The organism is Methanoculleus sp., assembly GCF_035363275.1.
In the GTDB taxonomy this organism is placed as follows: domain Archaea; phylum Halobacteriota; class Methanomicrobia; order Methanomicrobiales; family Methanoculleaceae; genus Methanoculleus.
In genome coordinates, this window is record NZ_DAOSET010000055.1 from 1 (window position 1) to 14,270 (window position 14,270).

General features: G+C 57.2%; 22 protein-coding genes and 2 pseudogenes. 11 read left to right on the top strand and 13 right to left on the bottom strand.

The genetic code is table 11. The features are described 5' to 3' along the window. Nucleotides 1-225 (top strand): annotated as a pseudogene (locus tag PLN84_RS10735) (acylphosphatase); the annotation flags it as partial. Nucleotides 226-634: 409 nt separating this feature from the next. Here PLN84_RS10735 and PLN84_RS10740 read toward each other — a convergent pair. Continuing rightward, on the bottom strand, nt 635-745 hold the full coding sequence (locus PLN84_RS10740; protein WP_324305547.1) for an NAD-dependent epimerase/dehydratase family protein: 111 nt from the start codon (nt 743-745) through the stop codon (nt 635-637). A 315-nt stretch (nt 746-1,060) separates the two neighbouring features. Between PLN84_RS10740 and PLN84_RS10745 the strand changes: the two genes are divergently transcribed. Continuing rightward, nucleotides 1,061-1,375: a hypothetical protein gene (locus PLN84_RS10745; protein WP_292384030.1), complete on the top strand. Its 315-nt coding sequence runs from the start codon at nt 1,061-1,063 to the stop codon at nt 1,373-1,375. 77 nt (nt 1,376-1,452) lie between these two features. On the opposite strand, the gene PLN84_RS10750 is transcribed toward PLN84_RS10745, so the two are convergent. The 6 genes from PLN84_RS10750 to PLN84_RS10775 form a co-directional block, all read right to left on the bottom strand. After that, nucleotides 1,453-2,643 (bottom strand): HD domain-containing protein, encoded by a 1,191-nt coding sequence (locus tag PLN84_RS10750; protein ID WP_348532063.1) that lies wholly within the window; start codon nt 2,641-2,643, stop codon nt 1,453-1,455. Nucleotides 2,644-2,754: 111 nt separating this feature from the next. Beyond that, nucleotides 2,755-3,303, bottom strand: coding sequence for a hypothetical protein (locus PLN84_RS10755; protein ID WP_348532064.1), 549 nt, complete (start codon nt 3,301-3,303; stop codon nt 2,755-2,757). A gap of 319 nt (nt 3,304-3,622) precedes the next feature. Next, the gene (locus PLN84_RS10760; protein ID WP_348532065.1) at nt 3,623-4,792 is read right to left on the bottom strand and encodes a hypothetical protein; all 1,170 of its coding nucleotides are present in this window, start codon (nt 4,790-4,792) and stop codon (nt 3,623-3,625) included. A 66-nt stretch (nt 4,793-4,858) separates the two neighbouring features. Continuing rightward, on the bottom strand, nt 4,859-5,284 hold the full coding sequence (locus PLN84_RS10765; protein ID WP_299953889.1) for a hypothetical protein: 426 nt from the start codon (nt 5,282-5,284) through the stop codon (nt 4,859-4,861). 3 nt (nt 5,285-5,287) lie between these two features. Further along, nucleotides 5,288-5,863 carry a hypothetical protein gene (locus PLN84_RS10770; protein ID WP_348532066.1) on the bottom strand — a complete coding sequence of 192 codons (576 nt, stop codon included), beginning with the start codon at nt 5,861-5,863 and terminating at the stop codon, nt 5,288-5,290. Between the two features lie 226 nt (nt 5,864-6,089). Further along, complete coding sequence (locus PLN84_RS10775; RefSeq protein ID WP_214076820.1) at nt 6,090-6,338, bottom strand: hypothetical protein; 249 nt, start codon at nt 6,336-6,338, stop codon at nt 6,090-6,092. A 1,098-nt stretch (nt 6,339-7,436) separates the two neighbouring features. Between PLN84_RS10775 and PLN84_RS10780 the strand changes: the two genes are divergently transcribed. The 4 genes from PLN84_RS10780 (at nt 7,437) to PLN84_RS10795 (ending at nt 9,135) form a co-directional block, all read left to right on the top strand. Beyond that, on the top strand, nt 7,437-7,583 hold the full coding sequence (locus PLN84_RS10780; RefSeq protein WP_214076819.1) for a hypothetical protein: 147 nt from the start codon (nt 7,437-7,439) through the stop codon (nt 7,581-7,583). A 4-nt stretch (nt 7,584-7,587) separates the two neighbouring features. Continuing rightward, entirely contained in the window at nt 7,588-8,109 is a 522-nt protein-coding gene (locus PLN84_RS10785) for a GNAT family N-acetyltransferase (RefSeq protein ID WP_292384044.1), read from the top strand. A gap of 347 nt (nt 8,110-8,456) precedes the next feature. After that, nucleotides 8,457-8,786, top strand: coding sequence for a nucleotidyltransferase family protein (locus PLN84_RS10790; protein WP_214076888.1), 330 nt, complete (start codon nt 8,457-8,459; stop codon nt 8,784-8,786). Further along, nucleotides 8,746-9,135 (top strand): DUF86 domain-containing protein, encoded by a 390-nt coding sequence (locus tag PLN84_RS10795; RefSeq protein ID WP_214076887.1) that lies wholly within the window; start codon nt 8,746-8,748, stop codon nt 9,133-9,135. Before PLN84_RS10790 ends, PLN84_RS10795 begins: the two co-directional genes overlap by 41 nt. A gap of 201 nt (nt 9,136-9,336) precedes the next feature. Here PLN84_RS10795 and PLN84_RS10800 read toward each other — a convergent pair whose 3' ends face one another. Together PLN84_RS10800 and PLN84_RS10805 are read right to left on the bottom strand one after the other, a co-directional pair. After that, nucleotides 9,337-9,627 carry a hypothetical protein gene (locus PLN84_RS10800; RefSeq protein ID WP_214076886.1) on the bottom strand — a complete coding sequence of 97 codons (291 nt, stop codon included), beginning with the start codon at nt 9,625-9,627 and terminating at the stop codon, nt 9,337-9,339. Then, nucleotides 9,624-9,809 carry a hypothetical protein gene (locus PLN84_RS10805; protein ID WP_299953899.1) on the bottom strand — a complete coding sequence of 62 codons (186 nt, stop codon included), beginning with the start codon at nt 9,807-9,809 and terminating at the stop codon, nt 9,624-9,626. Before PLN84_RS10805 ends, PLN84_RS10800 begins: the two co-directional genes overlap by 4 nt. A gap of 167 nt (nt 9,810-9,976) precedes the next feature. Here PLN84_RS10805 and PLN84_RS10810 point away from each other — a divergent pair, with 167 nt between their 5' ends. The 3 genes from PLN84_RS10810 to PLN84_RS10820 all read left to right on the top strand — a co-directional run bounded on the left by PLN84_RS10810 (nt 9,977) and on the right by PLN84_RS10820 (nt 10,773). Beyond that, the gene (locus PLN84_RS10810; protein ID WP_214076884.1) at nt 9,977-10,123 is read left to right on the top strand and encodes a YgiT-type zinc finger protein; all 147 of its coding nucleotides are present in this window, start codon (nt 9,977-9,979) and stop codon (nt 10,121-10,123) included. Beyond that, entirely contained in the window at nt 10,107-10,235 is a 129-nt protein-coding gene (locus PLN84_RS10815) for a hypothetical protein (protein WP_292384051.1), read from the top strand. Before PLN84_RS10810 ends, PLN84_RS10815 begins: the two co-directional genes overlap by 17 nt. 409 nt (nt 10,236-10,644) lie before the next feature. Beyond that, nucleotides 10,645-10,773, top strand: coding sequence for a hypothetical protein (locus tag PLN84_RS10820; RefSeq protein WP_292384053.1), 129 nt, complete (start codon nt 10,645-10,647; stop codon nt 10,771-10,773). A gap of 404 nt (nt 10,774-11,177) precedes the next feature. On the opposite strand, the gene PLN84_RS10825 is transcribed toward PLN84_RS10820, so the two are convergent. Further along, the gene (locus PLN84_RS10825; protein WP_214076883.1) at nt 11,178-11,459 is read right to left on the bottom strand and encodes a type II toxin-antitoxin system RelE/ParE family toxin; all 282 of its coding nucleotides are present in this window, start codon (nt 11,457-11,459) and stop codon (nt 11,178-11,180) included. 4 nt (nt 11,460-11,463) lie between these two features. After that, nucleotides 11,464-11,694, bottom strand: a complete 231-nt coding sequence (locus tag PLN84_RS10830) for a hypothetical protein (protein ID WP_214076882.1) — start codon at nt 11,692-11,694, stop codon at nt 11,464-11,466. Nucleotides 11,695-12,317: 623 nt separating this feature from the next. Here PLN84_RS10830 and PLN84_RS10835 point away from each other — a divergent pair. Next, nucleotides 12,318-12,746 (top strand): nucleotidyltransferase domain-containing protein, encoded by a 429-nt coding sequence (locus PLN84_RS10835; RefSeq protein WP_292384056.1) that lies wholly within the window; start codon nt 12,318-12,320, stop codon nt 12,744-12,746. A 2-nt stretch (nt 12,747-12,748) separates the two neighbouring features. After that, nucleotides 12,749-13,228: pseudogene (locus PLN84_RS10840) on the top strand (DUF86 domain-containing protein). 443 nt (nt 13,229-13,671) lie between these two features. Here PLN84_RS10840 and PLN84_RS10845 read toward each other — a convergent pair. After that, nucleotides 13,672-13,917 carry a type II toxin-antitoxin system MqsA family antitoxin gene (locus tag PLN84_RS10845; RefSeq protein WP_214076880.1) on the bottom strand — a complete coding sequence of 82 codons (246 nt, stop codon included), beginning with the start codon at nt 13,915-13,917 and terminating at the stop codon, nt 13,672-13,674. A gap of 12 nt (nt 13,918-13,929) precedes the next feature. Then, a complete protein-coding gene (locus tag PLN84_RS10850) occupies nt 13,930-14,127 on the bottom strand; it encodes a type II toxin-antitoxin system HicA family toxin (RefSeq protein ID WP_348532067.1) in 198 nt (65 codons plus the stop codon). Nucleotides 14,128-14,270 lie beyond the last annotated feature (143 nt).

Sequence of the window (14,270 nt, forward strand, 5' to 3'; positions counted from 1 at the left end):
CAGGTCGGCAAAGAAACCCTCCAGGTCGGCAAAGAAACCCTCCAGGTCGGCAAAGAAACCCTTCAGGTCGGCAAAGAAACCCTTCAGGTCGGCAAAGAAACAAAAGAAGAGATTTTCGGGCTCCGGAGTGATACCAAAAAGCACCTTGACGACGAATTTGCAGAGATGAGGAAGGAGCTCGTCTCCATCAAGGATGCGCTTGCCCGGGCAGGCATCCAGGTCTGAGTTACTCCCTCATCCCCGCGCCACTGCCCCGGGCCGCGCGCGCGGTCGTGCCGGTGAGGCTGCGCCCGACTTCCTGTTCCTCGCTCATCGATAAAAGGCGTCCGGATGGCGAGGGTCACCGCGCCGCACCCGGTGACCTTCGCAAAATCCGCGATGCGGGAGAATTTTCCCCTCACCTGGCGACTTTTCTCAGCAACTCTTCAAGCCCGAGCCCCTCGCCCCTGAGCGGCGACTCGCCGCGGATCAGGCTCCGAAAGCAGATGTGAATTTTCTTTCGCGTAATTTCATATACGGGTTTGCTTTTTGACGCAAGAATCTAAGTGAGAGTTATTAATATTCCCTGAGAAAAATCGGCATGGGAGCTGCAGAGCGGCGGTGTCGCGGTTGCCGGGATCGTGCTGGGCGTCACCTACTGCCCGGTGGCGAGGTTGTCGATGATGACGACGTCGTGGTGCTGTGCCGGGGTATCTGCAAGGTTCGAACCGATGAAGCCGGCCCCGCCGGTGACGATGTAGCGCATGAAGAATCTATGATGAGGAGCGGTTTAGGGCTTTCTGAATTTGCCTGGCGGGGGGACCGGAAATCCTCCCCCAATCATCGTGGTGCAAATCAGGGTGCAAAAGGGGGTGCAAAGGGGTAACCCGGCCAACCCCGGCGGCCAGGATCGACCCCGGGGGGGCTTCTTCGTCGTGAACAGGGCATTAAAGGTGGTTGTCCCCGAAACATGCGCTTGCATCAAACGAGGGTATGTTACATTATTGTAACGGTTGGTCTATACTCCTCACAGTCATAACCGACCAGATGTTTATTTTCTCTACTTGCCCAGAGAAGAACTATGAAAGTGTCTGGCTGGTCTAAAGGTTCGGCAAACAATCGCACCGGCGCAGGGTACGGTGTCGGGATCAAACGCCGTGATCGCGACCGCCACTTCCCGAGGAGCTGGGGCTCGGTGGAGGTCGTGCTCGATAACGGCGAGGTTGTCGACGTGTCACTGTCTGAAAAATTCTGGACAACCTGCCCTGAACTCAGGAGTGCAGTAATCGGGAGGTGGATGCTGGATCTGGGGGTCATCCCCTGGGCAAAGGGTAAGCCGCCGGAGTTTGACCTGGAACCCATCGGAGACCGGATATTCGGGTTGGCACTGAACTGAGAACTCTCTTTGTGAAGTGGCTGAGGAGAGCACAGGTCACCATTCTGCCGTAACTCGCAGACGGAACTCTGCCATTCCTACCCAATCGTCCCGGCGATGATCTCCCCGGCACGCTCCTGCACCATCTCCCGGTGCTCCTCCGGGCAGAAGAGGTAGAAGATCGTCCGGGGTTCGCCGTTATAGGTGAGCGTCGAGAACGAGTCAATCTCGGTGACCGTCCCGTCCTTCCTCTCGATCAGGAACGGGAACTTATCCTCCTCAAGGAGGGTGGAGGCTGACTTGAAGAGCGAGTTCTCGATCTTCACCAGGTCGGCAACGATGTAATCGGGATCGCATCCGCACTCCTCTGCTACCGCCCTCTCAATCGTCTGCGCTCGTTCTGGAGTGAACTTTGTCCCGAGCTGGTACCGGAGAAGGTAATCCTCCTCCTGCGAGACGTTGGACTCATATCCGCGTTTGAAGAGGTCCCTCCTCTCCAGTCTCATGACAAGGTCGGCCGCGGTGCTCTCCGGTCTGGTGAGTACCTGTGCAAGCAGCCGTGCATCGTCAAGAGCAAGGTAGTGCTCGAGGAAGTCGTCCTTCCCATTCCGAAGCTTCTCTGCATCTACGACGCGGTCCCGGATGGCAACCCTGATCGCCCGCTGGAGCATCCCGTTTGCCACGACATTCGTGTGGTGGTAGTAGACCTGAGCGTACATCAGGAATCGTGCCAGCCTGAAACTCTCGATGGCATCGATACCTTTCTCATGGACCGCGAGATCCTCGCGTTGCCGGAACCGGGTCTTTTTGGTCTTTCGGAGCGTATGGCGAACACGTTCGAGGTCGAAGTTCCCGTAGGCCACGCCGGTGTGATAGGAGTCCCGCCGGAGGTAATCCAGCTTGTCGGCATCGATGTTTCCGGATATGATCTGGTGGAGGATGCCGTTCCGGTCCTCCGAGAGGACGGCGACGACATCTTCGGCCGCCTCACCGAGGATCGGGGTGATCTCTTCGTCCTCCTGTATGATCCGGCGCGTGATCGCCTCGTGCGTGGCATCTTTCCCATTGATCTCCCTCAGGGGTGCCTCAAAGACATGGGAAAATGGCCCGTGGCCGACGTCGTGGAGCAGGGCGGCGTAACGAAGGGTCGTAAGGTCGTCGCCCTCGATCTCCAGTTGCCGCGCCATGAGGGTGGCGCAGTGCAGGACGCCGAGGGAGTGTTCGAAGCGGGTGTGGCACGCGGCCGGATAGACCAGGTGTGCGTTGGCAAGCTGCTTGATCCTGCGCAATCTCTGTAAGGGGCGGGTATCTAAAAGGTGGAGTTCGTCCGCGGTAAGCCCGATGTACCCATAGAGCGGGTCCCTAACATGCGTCTCGAACGTGAACGTGCAACTCCCCCGTCATGAAAGATGAAGGCTCGTGAGGAGGTTCACTCCTCGGTTGATCTGGTCCTCTGTGAGATCCCAGTTCAGCGTTCTGGCAGTTTCCCGGATCTCGTCGAATGAAAGATCCCTCTGCTCCAGCGTCTGGATGTAGTGGACCTTCGCGGCCCATGAGAGCGTCTTGGAGTCGAGGTTCGCGGTATCCCTGCAGATGCTGACGATCTCTTCTATCTCCCTGAACTCCGATGCGTGCTCCTTTTCCAGCCTCTGGACCAATCTCTCGCCGTCTGCGGTGAGGCTGTAGGTGTAGCGCTTCCAGTCGGGTGCCGCTGCGGATCCGGGAGCGACGGGTGTCTCCACCCTCTCCTCGATGAAGCCGTAGGAGACGAGGGCCTGGATCGCGCCGGCAATGTCTGCGCTGTAAGGGCCGTAGTAGTGAGGGCGATAGTGCGCCCCGATGGCACCCGGAATCGTCGAGAAATACCCCAACTTCTGGATCGCAGTTCGGCCCGGGATCCGACCCCCAGCTGCCTTCAGCATAACGAGGACGCCGTCAAATTCATCCATACATCAAGTCTCCGGTGGGTTCATGGCATAATCGTAGATGCCATATTTATAGGGTGCGGCGAGTATACGAATGTTATGCGATCTTCATGTTTTGATTATATTAGCGTGCCGATCTGGATCCGCTCCCGGATCAGCCAGAACCTTTTTTACTGTTAGCAGAGGGGCGATTCTGGCTGACGGACGTGTCGCGATCGGCTGCGGAAGATCCGACAGCCTCCTTGCAGATATCGCGCTTCACCGCAAAGAGGCCGGTGAGGCTTCAAGCACGGCGGACCCTGCCGGGAACGGGAGACGACGCCAGACCCTCACCCAAGGAGAATCACTTACCGCCGCCCCGTCTTGCAAGGCCCTTGAGATCACCCTTCACGACATTCTTCTTCGACGAAAAGTAGTCCAGGGACGCATCCCCCGACTCATCGATAACACCTCTCAGAGCTTCAGCTTCCAGGCACTGTTGCTGCATGTTGACGATCTGCAGCAACCTCTTCTGCCGGCTTGCAGTCGCAGAGAGGCTCTCCTCGTACTTGATCAGGGCACCCTCCGGGTAGATGCCTCTGGCCGTCTCACCCAGGAGGTCGGCCCTGTAGTAACCGTAGTCCCGTATGTTCAGCAGGCGTGTCGTGTTTCGGGCGATCGACTTCTGCGCCTTCAGCCACTCATAGAACTCGGGGTTCCTCTTCGGCCCGACATGGTTGCCGCCGAGGCAGTCCAGGCCATACCCATAGGCGAGAAGATCTCGGGCTGACAGGACGTTCTGGTCGTTGATGGCCTTCCCGAAGCTGACGTTGATGTAGGAGAGAAAGTTATTCTCCTCGTATCCTCTTGCCGCAAGCCGCCGCTTGAGTGCGTTCAGGGAGTCGAGGTGGCTCTGGACCATCGTCCCGTCGAAATCGATGTAGTACGCATTGATCCCATGATCCAGGTAGAAATCAACAATCTTCTGCGTATAGAGGGCGGTAACTGAAGGTATATACCCAAGGATGCATTTTTTGTTCCGCACCTCGATGGTCTCGATGCAGGATGAGAGATACTGTAAAAGTTCCCCGAAATTCTCTCTGTTAATAGAGCGTGCCATCTTCGGGACGGATGGAATGGGCGTGATATCCGAGTACGAGTAGGCGGCGTTTGTCAGGACGTCTATCTCATGTGCGGTAGGGTAACGGTCTCCCTGCCCGCGGGTCTTGAACTCCACAAAACAGAGGGCCGGAGAGTGATGTGCTTTCTTTCTGCTTCTGCTGATATCCTTGTTCTTCTGCATGGAGTACGCCTTGTCCTCATCCATGCGATGCAGGCTCTCGTCATCGAACTTGAGATATGTCTCGTGGAGGTTCGTCAGGTTTCGAGGAAAATCAGTGTCAGCGTAGAAGTCACGGGGATTTATCGTCTTTACTGGCGTTACGATCTTTCCCGGCCCGATGTCGGCGGAGAGCGACCTCAGGTCGGTATCATCCGCACACGCGTAGTCGGTAATTCGAACTTCTCTCGTCACTTTAACAACCCCTGCAGGACCTCTTTTTTAATATGGAATGACGATTGCAGAAACCTGTTGTAGAGATCATGGCACTCCCCACCTGTCAGGGCAAGCCGTTCTCTTTCCCAGAGTATGAGCCCGACAGTGCCCCGTCACCCGAATCTGCAGTTTATCCCGCAAGTTCCGGGCCCGTTCATCGATGACGCAATAACACCGCTTTTTGTCCTGCTCTATGGCAACGCCGGCACAGAGGACACTGAGTTCCCCTTTGTGCAGCCAGGGGTAGCGTTTAGCGAGCTTCTTGTAACATTCAGTGTCGCCATCCGGTACGATCTCAACATTCCCGTACGCTTCAAGATGTTGAAATGTCTCGGGATTCTCCATGATCTCCTCGTACACCTGAGGGGTGATACTGAGCCGGTACCCAAGATCTTTGCAGGCATCCAGAATTTTCGGATACTGTACTTCGCGGAATATGCAGACAATGGATGACGTGTCAAAGATCTTCATGTGTTACCTCTTAAGGTAATCAAGGTACGACTCTATATTCATCCCCGCAAGAAACGCGGCTTTCTCAAGGCTCACTTTCCCTTTTCGGTACAGCGACGCCGAGAGCGGGACTCTCTTTTTCAGGATATCACGAAGTCTTGCAGACTCACGGGTATATTCAGGATAGGTGATGTAGACGAAGAGGAGAACCTCATCCACACTGAGGTCGTTGATAAAGACCTTGAAATCTTCAATTGCTCCGGACTCGTCGTCGTGGAACACGGAGCACACCTTCTCCCAGACCCTGACCCCATCGGGAGTGAGGGTATAGCCTCCTTCAGATCTCCTGACAAGGCCCAGGGAGATAAGTTCGCCAAGCGCAACCTCGGCGGCCTCACTATACGGCCCAAATATATGGGGGGTGAAATCCGCGTCGTCTCCTACCTGTTCTATGTAATCTCCGATGAGGAAGAGTTCTTTCTGGAATAGAACATCTCCCCGAACGGCAGAGTTACCTCCTGCATGCAGCAGATGCAGGATTGCCACACCCAGGTGGGGGAGACTATCGGCGATCTCATCCAGAGTAAACTCCACGGTCATCAACTCCATTTGTCGGGGTCAGGCTGCCCCGGATGTGCTGTAGTGTAATGGTATGAATTATATAGTTGTTATGTGTTGCCGTGTCGCTCAGAACTTGTAATGCCCATCGCAGGTGGTGTAAATGTGACCCAGAATGTGACTATCACATTCCCGTCGCATTCTTCGGCCCGAAATGTGTGCAGGTTGTGAAGTCGCCATCTCATGGCAACCTTGCCTGCGATCTCCCTCACCCCCCGCCGAGCACCTTCACAATCACCGCCACCACCGCCCCGCCGACGACCCCGCCGGCCCCGGCGCTGATCGTGGAAACCCTCCTCTCCTCGCCGGCCTTCTCCGCCCGCCAGCCTTCCAGCGCCCGGATCCGGCTCTCAAACTCCTCGTCCTGCGCCTCCATCCGCTGCAGCATCTTACAGATCCACTTCACATCCCGGTTCGTCTCGTAAACCAGCTCCCGGGTGGTCTTTGCATCGGTCATCCAGGTAACCCTCCCGGAGGACAATAAGTTATCAAACCCTGGTCCGACGATTACACCTCGCGACAGGTTCATAACCGGAGCGGGAGCATCGAAGGTTGCAACGTTGCAGCAGGTTTACCACAGGATTCCAGCACCGGCCGCGAAGATCGAACGGCCGGGGAAGGGGCCGGTTCCAGCAGTACCTGTACAGATAGAGAGATGCGTCTCTCTCTTAGTACTGAAGTACAGCAAAACACGCACACAGCCCCCGGTACCGGCGCCGGGGTGAGTGGGTGTGCGGGTGTGCGCGAAAGCCAGAATGCCGGAAGAGATCTCACGATACCACCTCCGCGGGGTGGAAATCAGGATCGAACGCCCCAACGCCACCCTTTGAGTGGCATCGCCGGCTGCAACGTGCTGAAAACAGGTACAAAGCGTGGGCCCATGTTGCAAGAGTCTCTGCCCGGCCCCCTCGACCACCGGACGAAGGTCGAACCCGGCATGTCTGCGGCGAGGCTCTACCGCTCGTTGGAGACCCCTGTGATCCGTGGTACGCAAGGCTCGTCCGGGGGTGGAACGGGCGGGATGAGGTGATCCGGTAGAACGGAAGATGCCTCGCCAGAGTGGCTCAAAGTCGGATGGGATCCGGCGGTATTGGGGAACCTTTCGCGAGATCCATGTCCACCGGGGACCTGGAACCACCAGTATACGGCCGGCATCGAGCGGGGGCGGCCATGACCCGGGAGGTGGGTACCTTCAGCCACGGCATGGATGGACCGCTCAGGATCTCCGTCGAGGCCGGGCGCTACCGGATTGAGGGTGGAGACGCGATGGTCCGCCGGAGCGGGAGCACCATCAGGCGCGACATACGACACCCGGTGGGGACGATGTCATCCACGGTCAAACGGCGAATGGTTCGGCAGAACCGGAGAGGGAACGCTCGCCGGCAGTGCTATGGTCTCTGCACAACCTGGGTAAGGAGATTCACCAATGCACAGATCCCCTGCATCCGGGGTGATGAGTGGAGCCGGAAAGCTCGGAGAAAGGTAACCCGGGGACCTGACGAAACCTATTTGTGGTAGCCACGATTATTATATCGTATCCAGAGGTGGAGTGACAATGGCGAAACCAATCGAACTTGGGCTTACCCTTGAGGGCGAAGATGCCCGGCGTTTCCATGAGTACATGGAGAGGCCCACCTATACCGACGACGCGCGGAAACTGATCCGGTTTGCGGCGCACAGAGCGCAACATCAGCGTCTGTGAGGATATGCCTCTCCCGGAACTCCATTTTTTACCGCTTTCCAGGGACCTGGATGTATCAGCCTTCAGGTGCGGTCATACCGATCTGGATGAGTTCTTGATCGAGGATTCAAGGGAACATCAGGAAGAGCGGCTGTCGGTAACCCATCTTGCGTATATCGACTCTGAATTGGTCGGATTTTTCACCCTCGTCACCGACTGCATCGATGTCAAGCAGGTAGCCCCGGAGGACGGGAAACGAGGGTACCCCTACCGGAAATACCCGGCTCTCAAGATCGCCCGACTGGCAACCTCCTCAAAATATCAACGAATCGGTATCGGGTTTCTGATGCTCGGCGAGGTTCTGGCGCTCACGATGAATATATCAAAATATGTCGGGTGCAGGATCATCACAGTGGATTCAAAACAGGAATCCGTGGGGTTCTACGAGAAATTCGGGTTCAAACGAGCAACCAGAAGATCCACCGATCCGGTCCATATGTATATGGATTATCAGAAATTGCTGGAGATGGAATACCTGATAGTGTGAGCACGCGGCCGGACTCCGGGCCCCTCTTGCGGATGACCTGGAGAAGGCGATGCAGGCGATCCGGTTGGCGTCGGGAAGAAACCGACGGCGTGAAGGTCCCATCAAACTTCCTGCTTGTGGTGACTGCTCCCACGACTCAAGTCGTGGGCTTTCTGCCTGTTTGATCGTAAAGCACTGCAGGAATCCTCTTGCACCTATCGAGGCTCTGGGTTTTTTGCGTGGCAGATTGCCGACAGGATGGATAGGACGAGAACTCATCACTCACACCCTCCGGCGCGGCCGGCATCACCCTTCAAAAGACTGATACAGGTGAGCGTCATACCAACCAGCATACAGGTACGGTCAAAATGGTGGGATGCACATTAACCAGGACGGTACGCGAAACCATCGTCGCGATACTCACCAAAAACGATGCCGAATGGATCGCGATCTTTGGCTCGTATGCACGGGGGGATGCCGGCCCGGCTAGCGATATCGATATCCTGGTCACGTTCGCCCGCAAAAAAAGCCTCTTTTCGCTCATCCGCATCGAGGATGAACTCACCCGGGCGCTCCACATGAAGGTGGACCTCGTCACCGAGAACGCCGTGAGCCCCTACCTTGCCGATGCAATCTACCGTGATGCCGTGGTGATCTATGATGCCGGAAGACCTCGCGTATCTCCGTCACATCCTTGACGCTATAATCAGCATCGAGGAGTTCTCCGAAGGCATCTCGTCGGTAGAGGAACTCAGGGACCGACGGCTGGAACGCGCTGGGATCGAGCGCATGCTGACTATCATCGGCGAGGCGGCAAAGATGGTCTCGCCGGAGTTACGCAGGGAGCACCCGGAGATTCCCTGGAGGGAGGCAGCCGGGATGCGGGATAAGATCGTCCACCATTACTTCGGTGTGGATTACGAAGCCGTGTTCCTGACTATACAGGATGATCTCCCGCCCCTTAAGCAGGGGATCAGATCAATGCTCAATGAGGCCGGGGAATCAAAAGGGGCCAGCCGTAAGGGATCTCCCGAGGATCGCGTATAGCAAGATCGGTGCTGATCAGGCCCTCTTTCGACCGCCGGGATATCAGACGGTTCCGGCGATATGTCGGGAAAAGAAGGGACGGGGGGATAGCGCACAGGTGGAGTATCTCCCGGCCGTCACTCCGGGAGGAGGCGGTCCCGGAGTATCGACCGAACCGCAGTGTCCCCGGGGGATATCGCGTGGGAGTTTGCCCCGGGTAGTTCAAATGCGCCCATATCTTCGATGTGCTTTTTCGATGGGCATGATGTGGGTGATATAAACGAGTTTTTCGTCTGAACTGATGTTGTAGATTACGGTGAACGTACGTGCGATGTGGAGTCGGTACGATTCACGCTTTTTATTGGTATGAAGTTTTTCTTTGTCCCCATCCGAACCGGGATAAGGATTATCCCGTAGAATTTTCAGTTTGGCTTTGATAACCCGTTGGTCTTTGGCATCGAGAGAATTTAAAAAATTGAGTGCACGCTCATCCGCCATGAGGCGGAATGTCACAGGTCCAGCTCCACGAACTCATCGCGGGCCATGACTTCTTCGATATCATCCGTGAGTCTCTGCTTTTTTACTTTCTCCACCAGTCTCGCGAGCGTGTCGTTGAGCGTCTCGTCCGGGCGCCTGAGATCCAGGATCTGATTATAGGTCTCTTCCGATACGGGTATGTTCTCCGTAACAGACATTGAATCCTGATAGGCGCTGATCATACATAGACCTTTCACCACTGTCGTTAACGTGACCACGCGTATCATGGAGTGCTCGGGATCTGCAACGATCATCTCCGGGTCATCACCGCCTACATGCCGGATGACGAACACTGGATCGATACGCGAACAAGGAGGGAGAAGGAATGATTCCAGAGAGGTGTACGTTCTGTAGGGGAAGCCTGCAGGAAGGAAAGACCGAATTCATTGCACGGGTCGGGGGCGAGATTGTTGTCGTCAGGGATGTCCCGGCGAGTCCTACTACGCCCGGCTCAAGTGCCACGGTCCGGTGACGACTACTACGTCACCTTCACCCGGAGGACCGTCCGGGTCTCGTCCTACCAGGACGACGCCATCAAAGGCAAGGTCGAGGCCTGGGCCAACACCGTCCCCGCCCTGGCGTGAAGGGGACTCATCCACCCCGCTCTTTTTCCCTGCACCAGGAGCCTGGCAATCGGGGCGGCTCTCCTCCCTGTGGGGGCGTTTTGTCTTCCGGGCGGCGGTGGATGTTCTCAAAGAGGAGATCGGATCCGGAGGATATCCCCCCCAGCGAAGAGGAGATCGGAGCGGGAAAAGTATCATCTGCCGGGAGCACCCACGTACGCATATTCTGGAGTGTGCGGCATGGGAGTGCGATACATCTGTGATGCAGAAGGAAGAAAGACCGGCGTTATCGTGCCCATCGGCCTCTGGGACAGCCTGAACCCCGAAAAACCTGCCGGTGAACGGGTTGGGGTTCCGGATCCCGGAAGATATCGGGGCATATACAGAGACTTAAACGTCGATCTAAAGGCTGAGATCCGGAACCTGCGGGATGAAACTCCCCGACGCGGTCATTGCAGCCACCGCTCTGGCTCACGAATGCGTACTGGTCACCCGAAATGAACGTGACTTCTCCGGGATCTGCACGCTCGAGGTCGTAAACCCGATCGACGACGAATAAACTGATGGGATCCGGAGAAACGGCAGGATACAAGAGACAACCCACGAGACCACCGTCACGAAACTCACCCGGAACCCCGGTTCGGGAGATCCCGGCCCGGGAAAGAATGATTGACACTCTCCACGGCTAAAGTCGGGGGCTTGCTTGCGCCCCTTGAGCCCCCATTATTCCGTCACCAGCAGAGAATACACCGAAACTGACCCCGTTCGCCGGCTTTCTGCTCTAAAGAAGATGAAGACATGGCCTGCCGTTCTGCCTCGTGCGAGACTGCCAGACCGAAAAACGTGCTATTATCACCGCAACACATGCCGGTTCTCACGACCCGGAGCGTTGTGCCGTGAGGAGTAACACCCATGACGGACTTCATGCAGAAGACCGTCAACCGGGCGGTGGGGCCCGTGACCTCAACGGCGCGAGTACTCCTTGTGGGCCCTCTCGATTGTCATGATCTTCGCGATCCTGACGGTGTTCTCCTCGTGCTCAATGGTGTAAAAGACGGTGAAGGATCTGCTGATATGGAGGCGGTAGACTGCGGGGGGATGGGGGCATTCAAGTTTTTCCTTGTTCCCTCCCGGAAACGGGTCCTCCGAGAGATCCTGGATCTTTTCGACGACGATCCGTCGGGTTTTTGGGGGGAGCCGCTTTAAGAACTCCCGTGCCTTTTTCTCGATCAGAACGGTGAACACGCTCTCAGTCGTCCCGCAGAATCTCGTCCGGGTCGAAGGCTACGAACTCGCCGGTCTCCTCGATCTCGACAACCATCTTCCAGTCGCGATAGTCACGCTCGCGCCGGATCATCCGGCTGAGCAGCTCATCGTAGCTCTCTCCGGCTTCTTTGAGGTCGTGCAGGTCCTTCCAGGTGGGCTCCTTCACGGGAATGCGCTTGATCTGGCTGCCGGCATCGCTTGTGGCGGAAGACATGCATCTCTGTGGATCATTATGGTATTTATTGATGTGCACAATTGCCACAATGAGTAAAAGTGCCACAATGAGCGCCCCGGCTGAACAGGTACTGCAGCGCCTGCTCTGACCCTGCCGCAACGTCACAGCTCATATCGACAGAAGAGTACGGAAACAGCTACGGATGCACCGCGCGGACTGCCCGACGCGATCTCTCCGCTCTTGCCGAAATGAGCACAATTGCTGTGAAACAGGAGGGGCGACTGCGGCGATATATGCTCAATCCATCATTCCGGTCATTGCGGACAGTTGCGGACAATCCCGGACAGAACCCGGACTGAGGGAGAAGGGTAAAACCCATACCCAACGAGCAAAACTGCCGAAAATCAGAGGATCGGGCACTGAACCCGGTAACAGTATCCGGACAATTGCGGACAGCCAGCATCCGGGGACCACCCCCCTTCACGTTCATCCTGCGCACACCTCGCCTTCACCACGCACCATCACCCCGGTCCCCGGCACCTCCTCCCCGGGGTGGAGCGAGAATATGGTGGGTGTCGGCCCCTCTCCTGCGACGGGAAGGAGAGGATCTGCGCCGGTAAGCGGGAAAGAATGATATGCGATGCAGAAAGAGATACAACGATATGAGACGACGCCACCTGCTGGATGCGGAAGGAAAAGATGGGGTTCTCCGCACCATCCGCACGGTCCTCGCCGGATTTGACGAGATCGAGGTGGGGTATGTCTTCGGAACGTTCTCGCAGGGGGATTTCGGCGACGTGGACGTTGCAATCCTCGTCACCGGCGAACCCACCCCCTACCAGGCGATGCGGTTCGCGCGGAAGATCGAGCGGGAACTTGAGCGAGGGTTTTGTTACCGTTTTGAGGCTGACGTGAAGATCCTCAACACCGCCCCGGTCTCTTTCCAGTACGAGGCCATCAAGAGCGGCCGACCCGTATTCTTGCGCGACAGAGAGCGGAGGATCCGGTACGAGGCGGGCGTGCTCTCCCGGTACCTCGATTATGCGGATACGCTCGACTGGTTCGACCGGGTTCTGCTCACGAGGGCCTGAGCATGGTCAGGGACGAAGGGGTCCTCACCCACCTCCGGGAACTGGACGAGGCAGCTCGAGACTGGGAACGCTACCGGTCCATCACCCTTGAAGATCTGAGAAACGACCGCGATAAGAGGAATATGGTGTTGCATGCGCTCCTCGTCAGCATCCAGGCATCGATCGATATCGCCAACCACCTGGTCGCGGCCTCGAGCTCCCGGCGGCCCGAAACCTACCGGGAGAGTTTCATCATTTGCCCCAGATCGAAGATCTGAGGCAGTTGCACTGAAAGTGCAACTCTATGTGACGAGGGGCTGATCCCGGAAGACCTCGGGGCCCGGCTCTCCGACCTCGCGGGCTTTCGGAATGTTCTGGTCCACCTCTACTGCCGGCTGGACCTGGACGAGGTCTACGGGGTGCTCCAGGACGACCTTTTAGTCGTGAACCGGTACCGCGATCTGGTTCGGGCGATGCTCCGGGATCGCCTCCTCCCGGAGTGACGGCTACGCGCTGGAGTGAACCGGGGAGGGTTTCCTCGCGCTGTTCACCGCTCCGCCCTCAAAACCCCCGGGTTTTTCAAGTTTCGGACGTTCACACCTTCGGTGCTCCTGCTCCGGTTCTAACGAACCATCGCGTCCTGCGCCTCCATTCTCTGCAGCGAGTCGCACCTAACGGTGCGACCGCTCCGGCCCTGCGGCCCGTCGCATCTTACAGATCCACTTCACATCCCGGTTCGTCTCGTAAACGAGCTCCCGGGTGGTCTTTGCGTCGGTCATCCCGGTAACCCTCCCGGAGGAGAGCAGGACGGGGAAGAGAAAAAGGCTGACCGTAAGGACTATATGCAGAAATCTCGGTAGAAAAAACGCTTGTCCGGCCGCGACCGGCGGCAGAGTATTGTCGCCGGTTCAGGAGTTACTGTACCTCCCCGGCGGATCTGCCGGCCTCACCCGGTGAGTTCAACCTCGCCTGCCGCGAGAGGCCGGCAGCAAAGCCTGCCGCTGTGGACGTCCTTCATCACGGCATCGATCTTCCGGGAAACTTCCGCGCTGTAGTATGCCTCGCCGCAACGGTCGCAGATGAAGGCCGGGACATCCCTGATGACGATGATCTCGTCCCCAACCCGCGCCATGAACTCGGTCTTTCCTTCCTGCAGGGTTCCTTTACAGAACGTGCATCGCTCTGGAATCATTCCGCATCCTTTTCAGAGATACCGGGCAAAATCGTCGGGATCGATCTTTGCCAGCTTCAGAACCCCGCGGAGTGTGCCGATCTTCAGTTCGTCGTGCAGCGGGACGACTGTCCCCACCTTACCCCCGGGCGTCGCCTTTGACAGGCGCACATGGCTCCCGGTCTGCCCGCTGACGACGAATCCGTACTGCTTCGAGAGTATCTTTATCACGGTCTCGCCCGATACCGGCTTAAGCCCGGGCACCCTCGGTCACCTCAAACGTCGTGATGATCGGCCTTCTCCCGTCTTCCAGCGGGAATTCCTCTAAGTACAACTCCGTAGCCTCTTTGAGGTTGGCTACCGCCTTCGCACCT

Excerpts from the sequence above, each read along its gene's own strand:
- PLN84_RS10740 (WP_324305547.1), bottom strand. The coding sequence starts at position 745 with ATGCGCTACATCGTCACCGGCGGGGCCGGCTTCATCGGTTCGAACCTT.
- PLN84_RS10745 (WP_292384030.1), top strand. The coding sequence starts at position 1,061 with ATGAAAGTGTCTGGCTGGTCTAAAGGTTCGGCAAACAATCGCACCGGC.
- PLN84_RS10755 (WP_348532064.1), bottom strand. The coding sequence starts at position 3,303 with ATGGATGAATTTGACGGCGTCCTCGTTATGCTGAAGGCAGCTGGGGGT.
- PLN84_RS10765 (WP_299953889.1), bottom strand. The coding sequence starts at position 5,284 with ATGAAGATCTTTGACACGTCATCCATTGTCTGCATATTCCGCGAAGTA.
- PLN84_RS10770 (WP_348532066.1), bottom strand. The coding sequence starts at position 5,863 with ATGACCGTGGAGTTTACTCTGGATGAGATCGCCGATAGTCTCCCCCAC.
- PLN84_RS10775 (WP_214076820.1), bottom strand. The coding sequence starts at position 6,338 with ATGACCGATGCAAAGACCACCCGGGAGCTGGTTTACGAGACGAACCGG.
- PLN84_RS10780 (WP_214076819.1), top strand. The coding sequence starts at position 7,437 with ATGGCGAAACCAATCGAACTTGGGCTTACCCTTGAGGGCGAAGATGCC.
- PLN84_RS10785 (WP_292384044.1), top strand. The coding sequence starts at position 7,588 with ATGCCTCTCCCGGAACTCCATTTTTTACCGCTTTCCAGGGACCTGGAT.
- PLN84_RS10790 (WP_214076888.1), top strand. The coding sequence starts at position 8,457 with ATGGTGGGATGCACATTAACCAGGACGGTACGCGAAACCATCGTCGCG.
- PLN84_RS10795 (WP_214076887.1), top strand. The coding sequence starts at position 8,746 with ATGATGCCGGAAGACCTCGCGTATCTCCGTCACATCCTTGACGCTATA.
- PLN84_RS10805 (WP_299953899.1), bottom strand. The coding sequence starts at position 9,809 with ATGTCTGTTACGGAGAACATACCCGTATCGGAAGAGACCTATAATCAG.
- PLN84_RS10810 (WP_214076884.1), top strand. The coding sequence starts at position 9,977 with ATGATTCCAGAGAGGTGTACGTTCTGTAGGGGAAGCCTGCAGGAAGGA.
- PLN84_RS10820 (WP_292384053.1), top strand. The coding sequence starts at position 10,645 with ATGAAACTCCCCGACGCGGTCATTGCAGCCACCGCTCTGGCTCACGAA.
- PLN84_RS10830 (WP_214076882.1), bottom strand. The coding sequence starts at position 11,694 with ATGTCTTCCGCCACAAGCGATGCCGGCAGCCAGATCAAGCGCATTCCC.
- PLN84_RS10835 (WP_292384056.1), top strand. The coding sequence starts at position 12,318 with ATGAGACGACGCCACCTGCTGGATGCGGAAGGAAAAGATGGGGTTCTC.
- PLN84_RS10845 (WP_214076880.1), bottom strand. The coding sequence starts at position 13,917 with ATGATTCCAGAGCGATGCACGTTCTGTAAAGGAACCCTGCAGGAAGGA.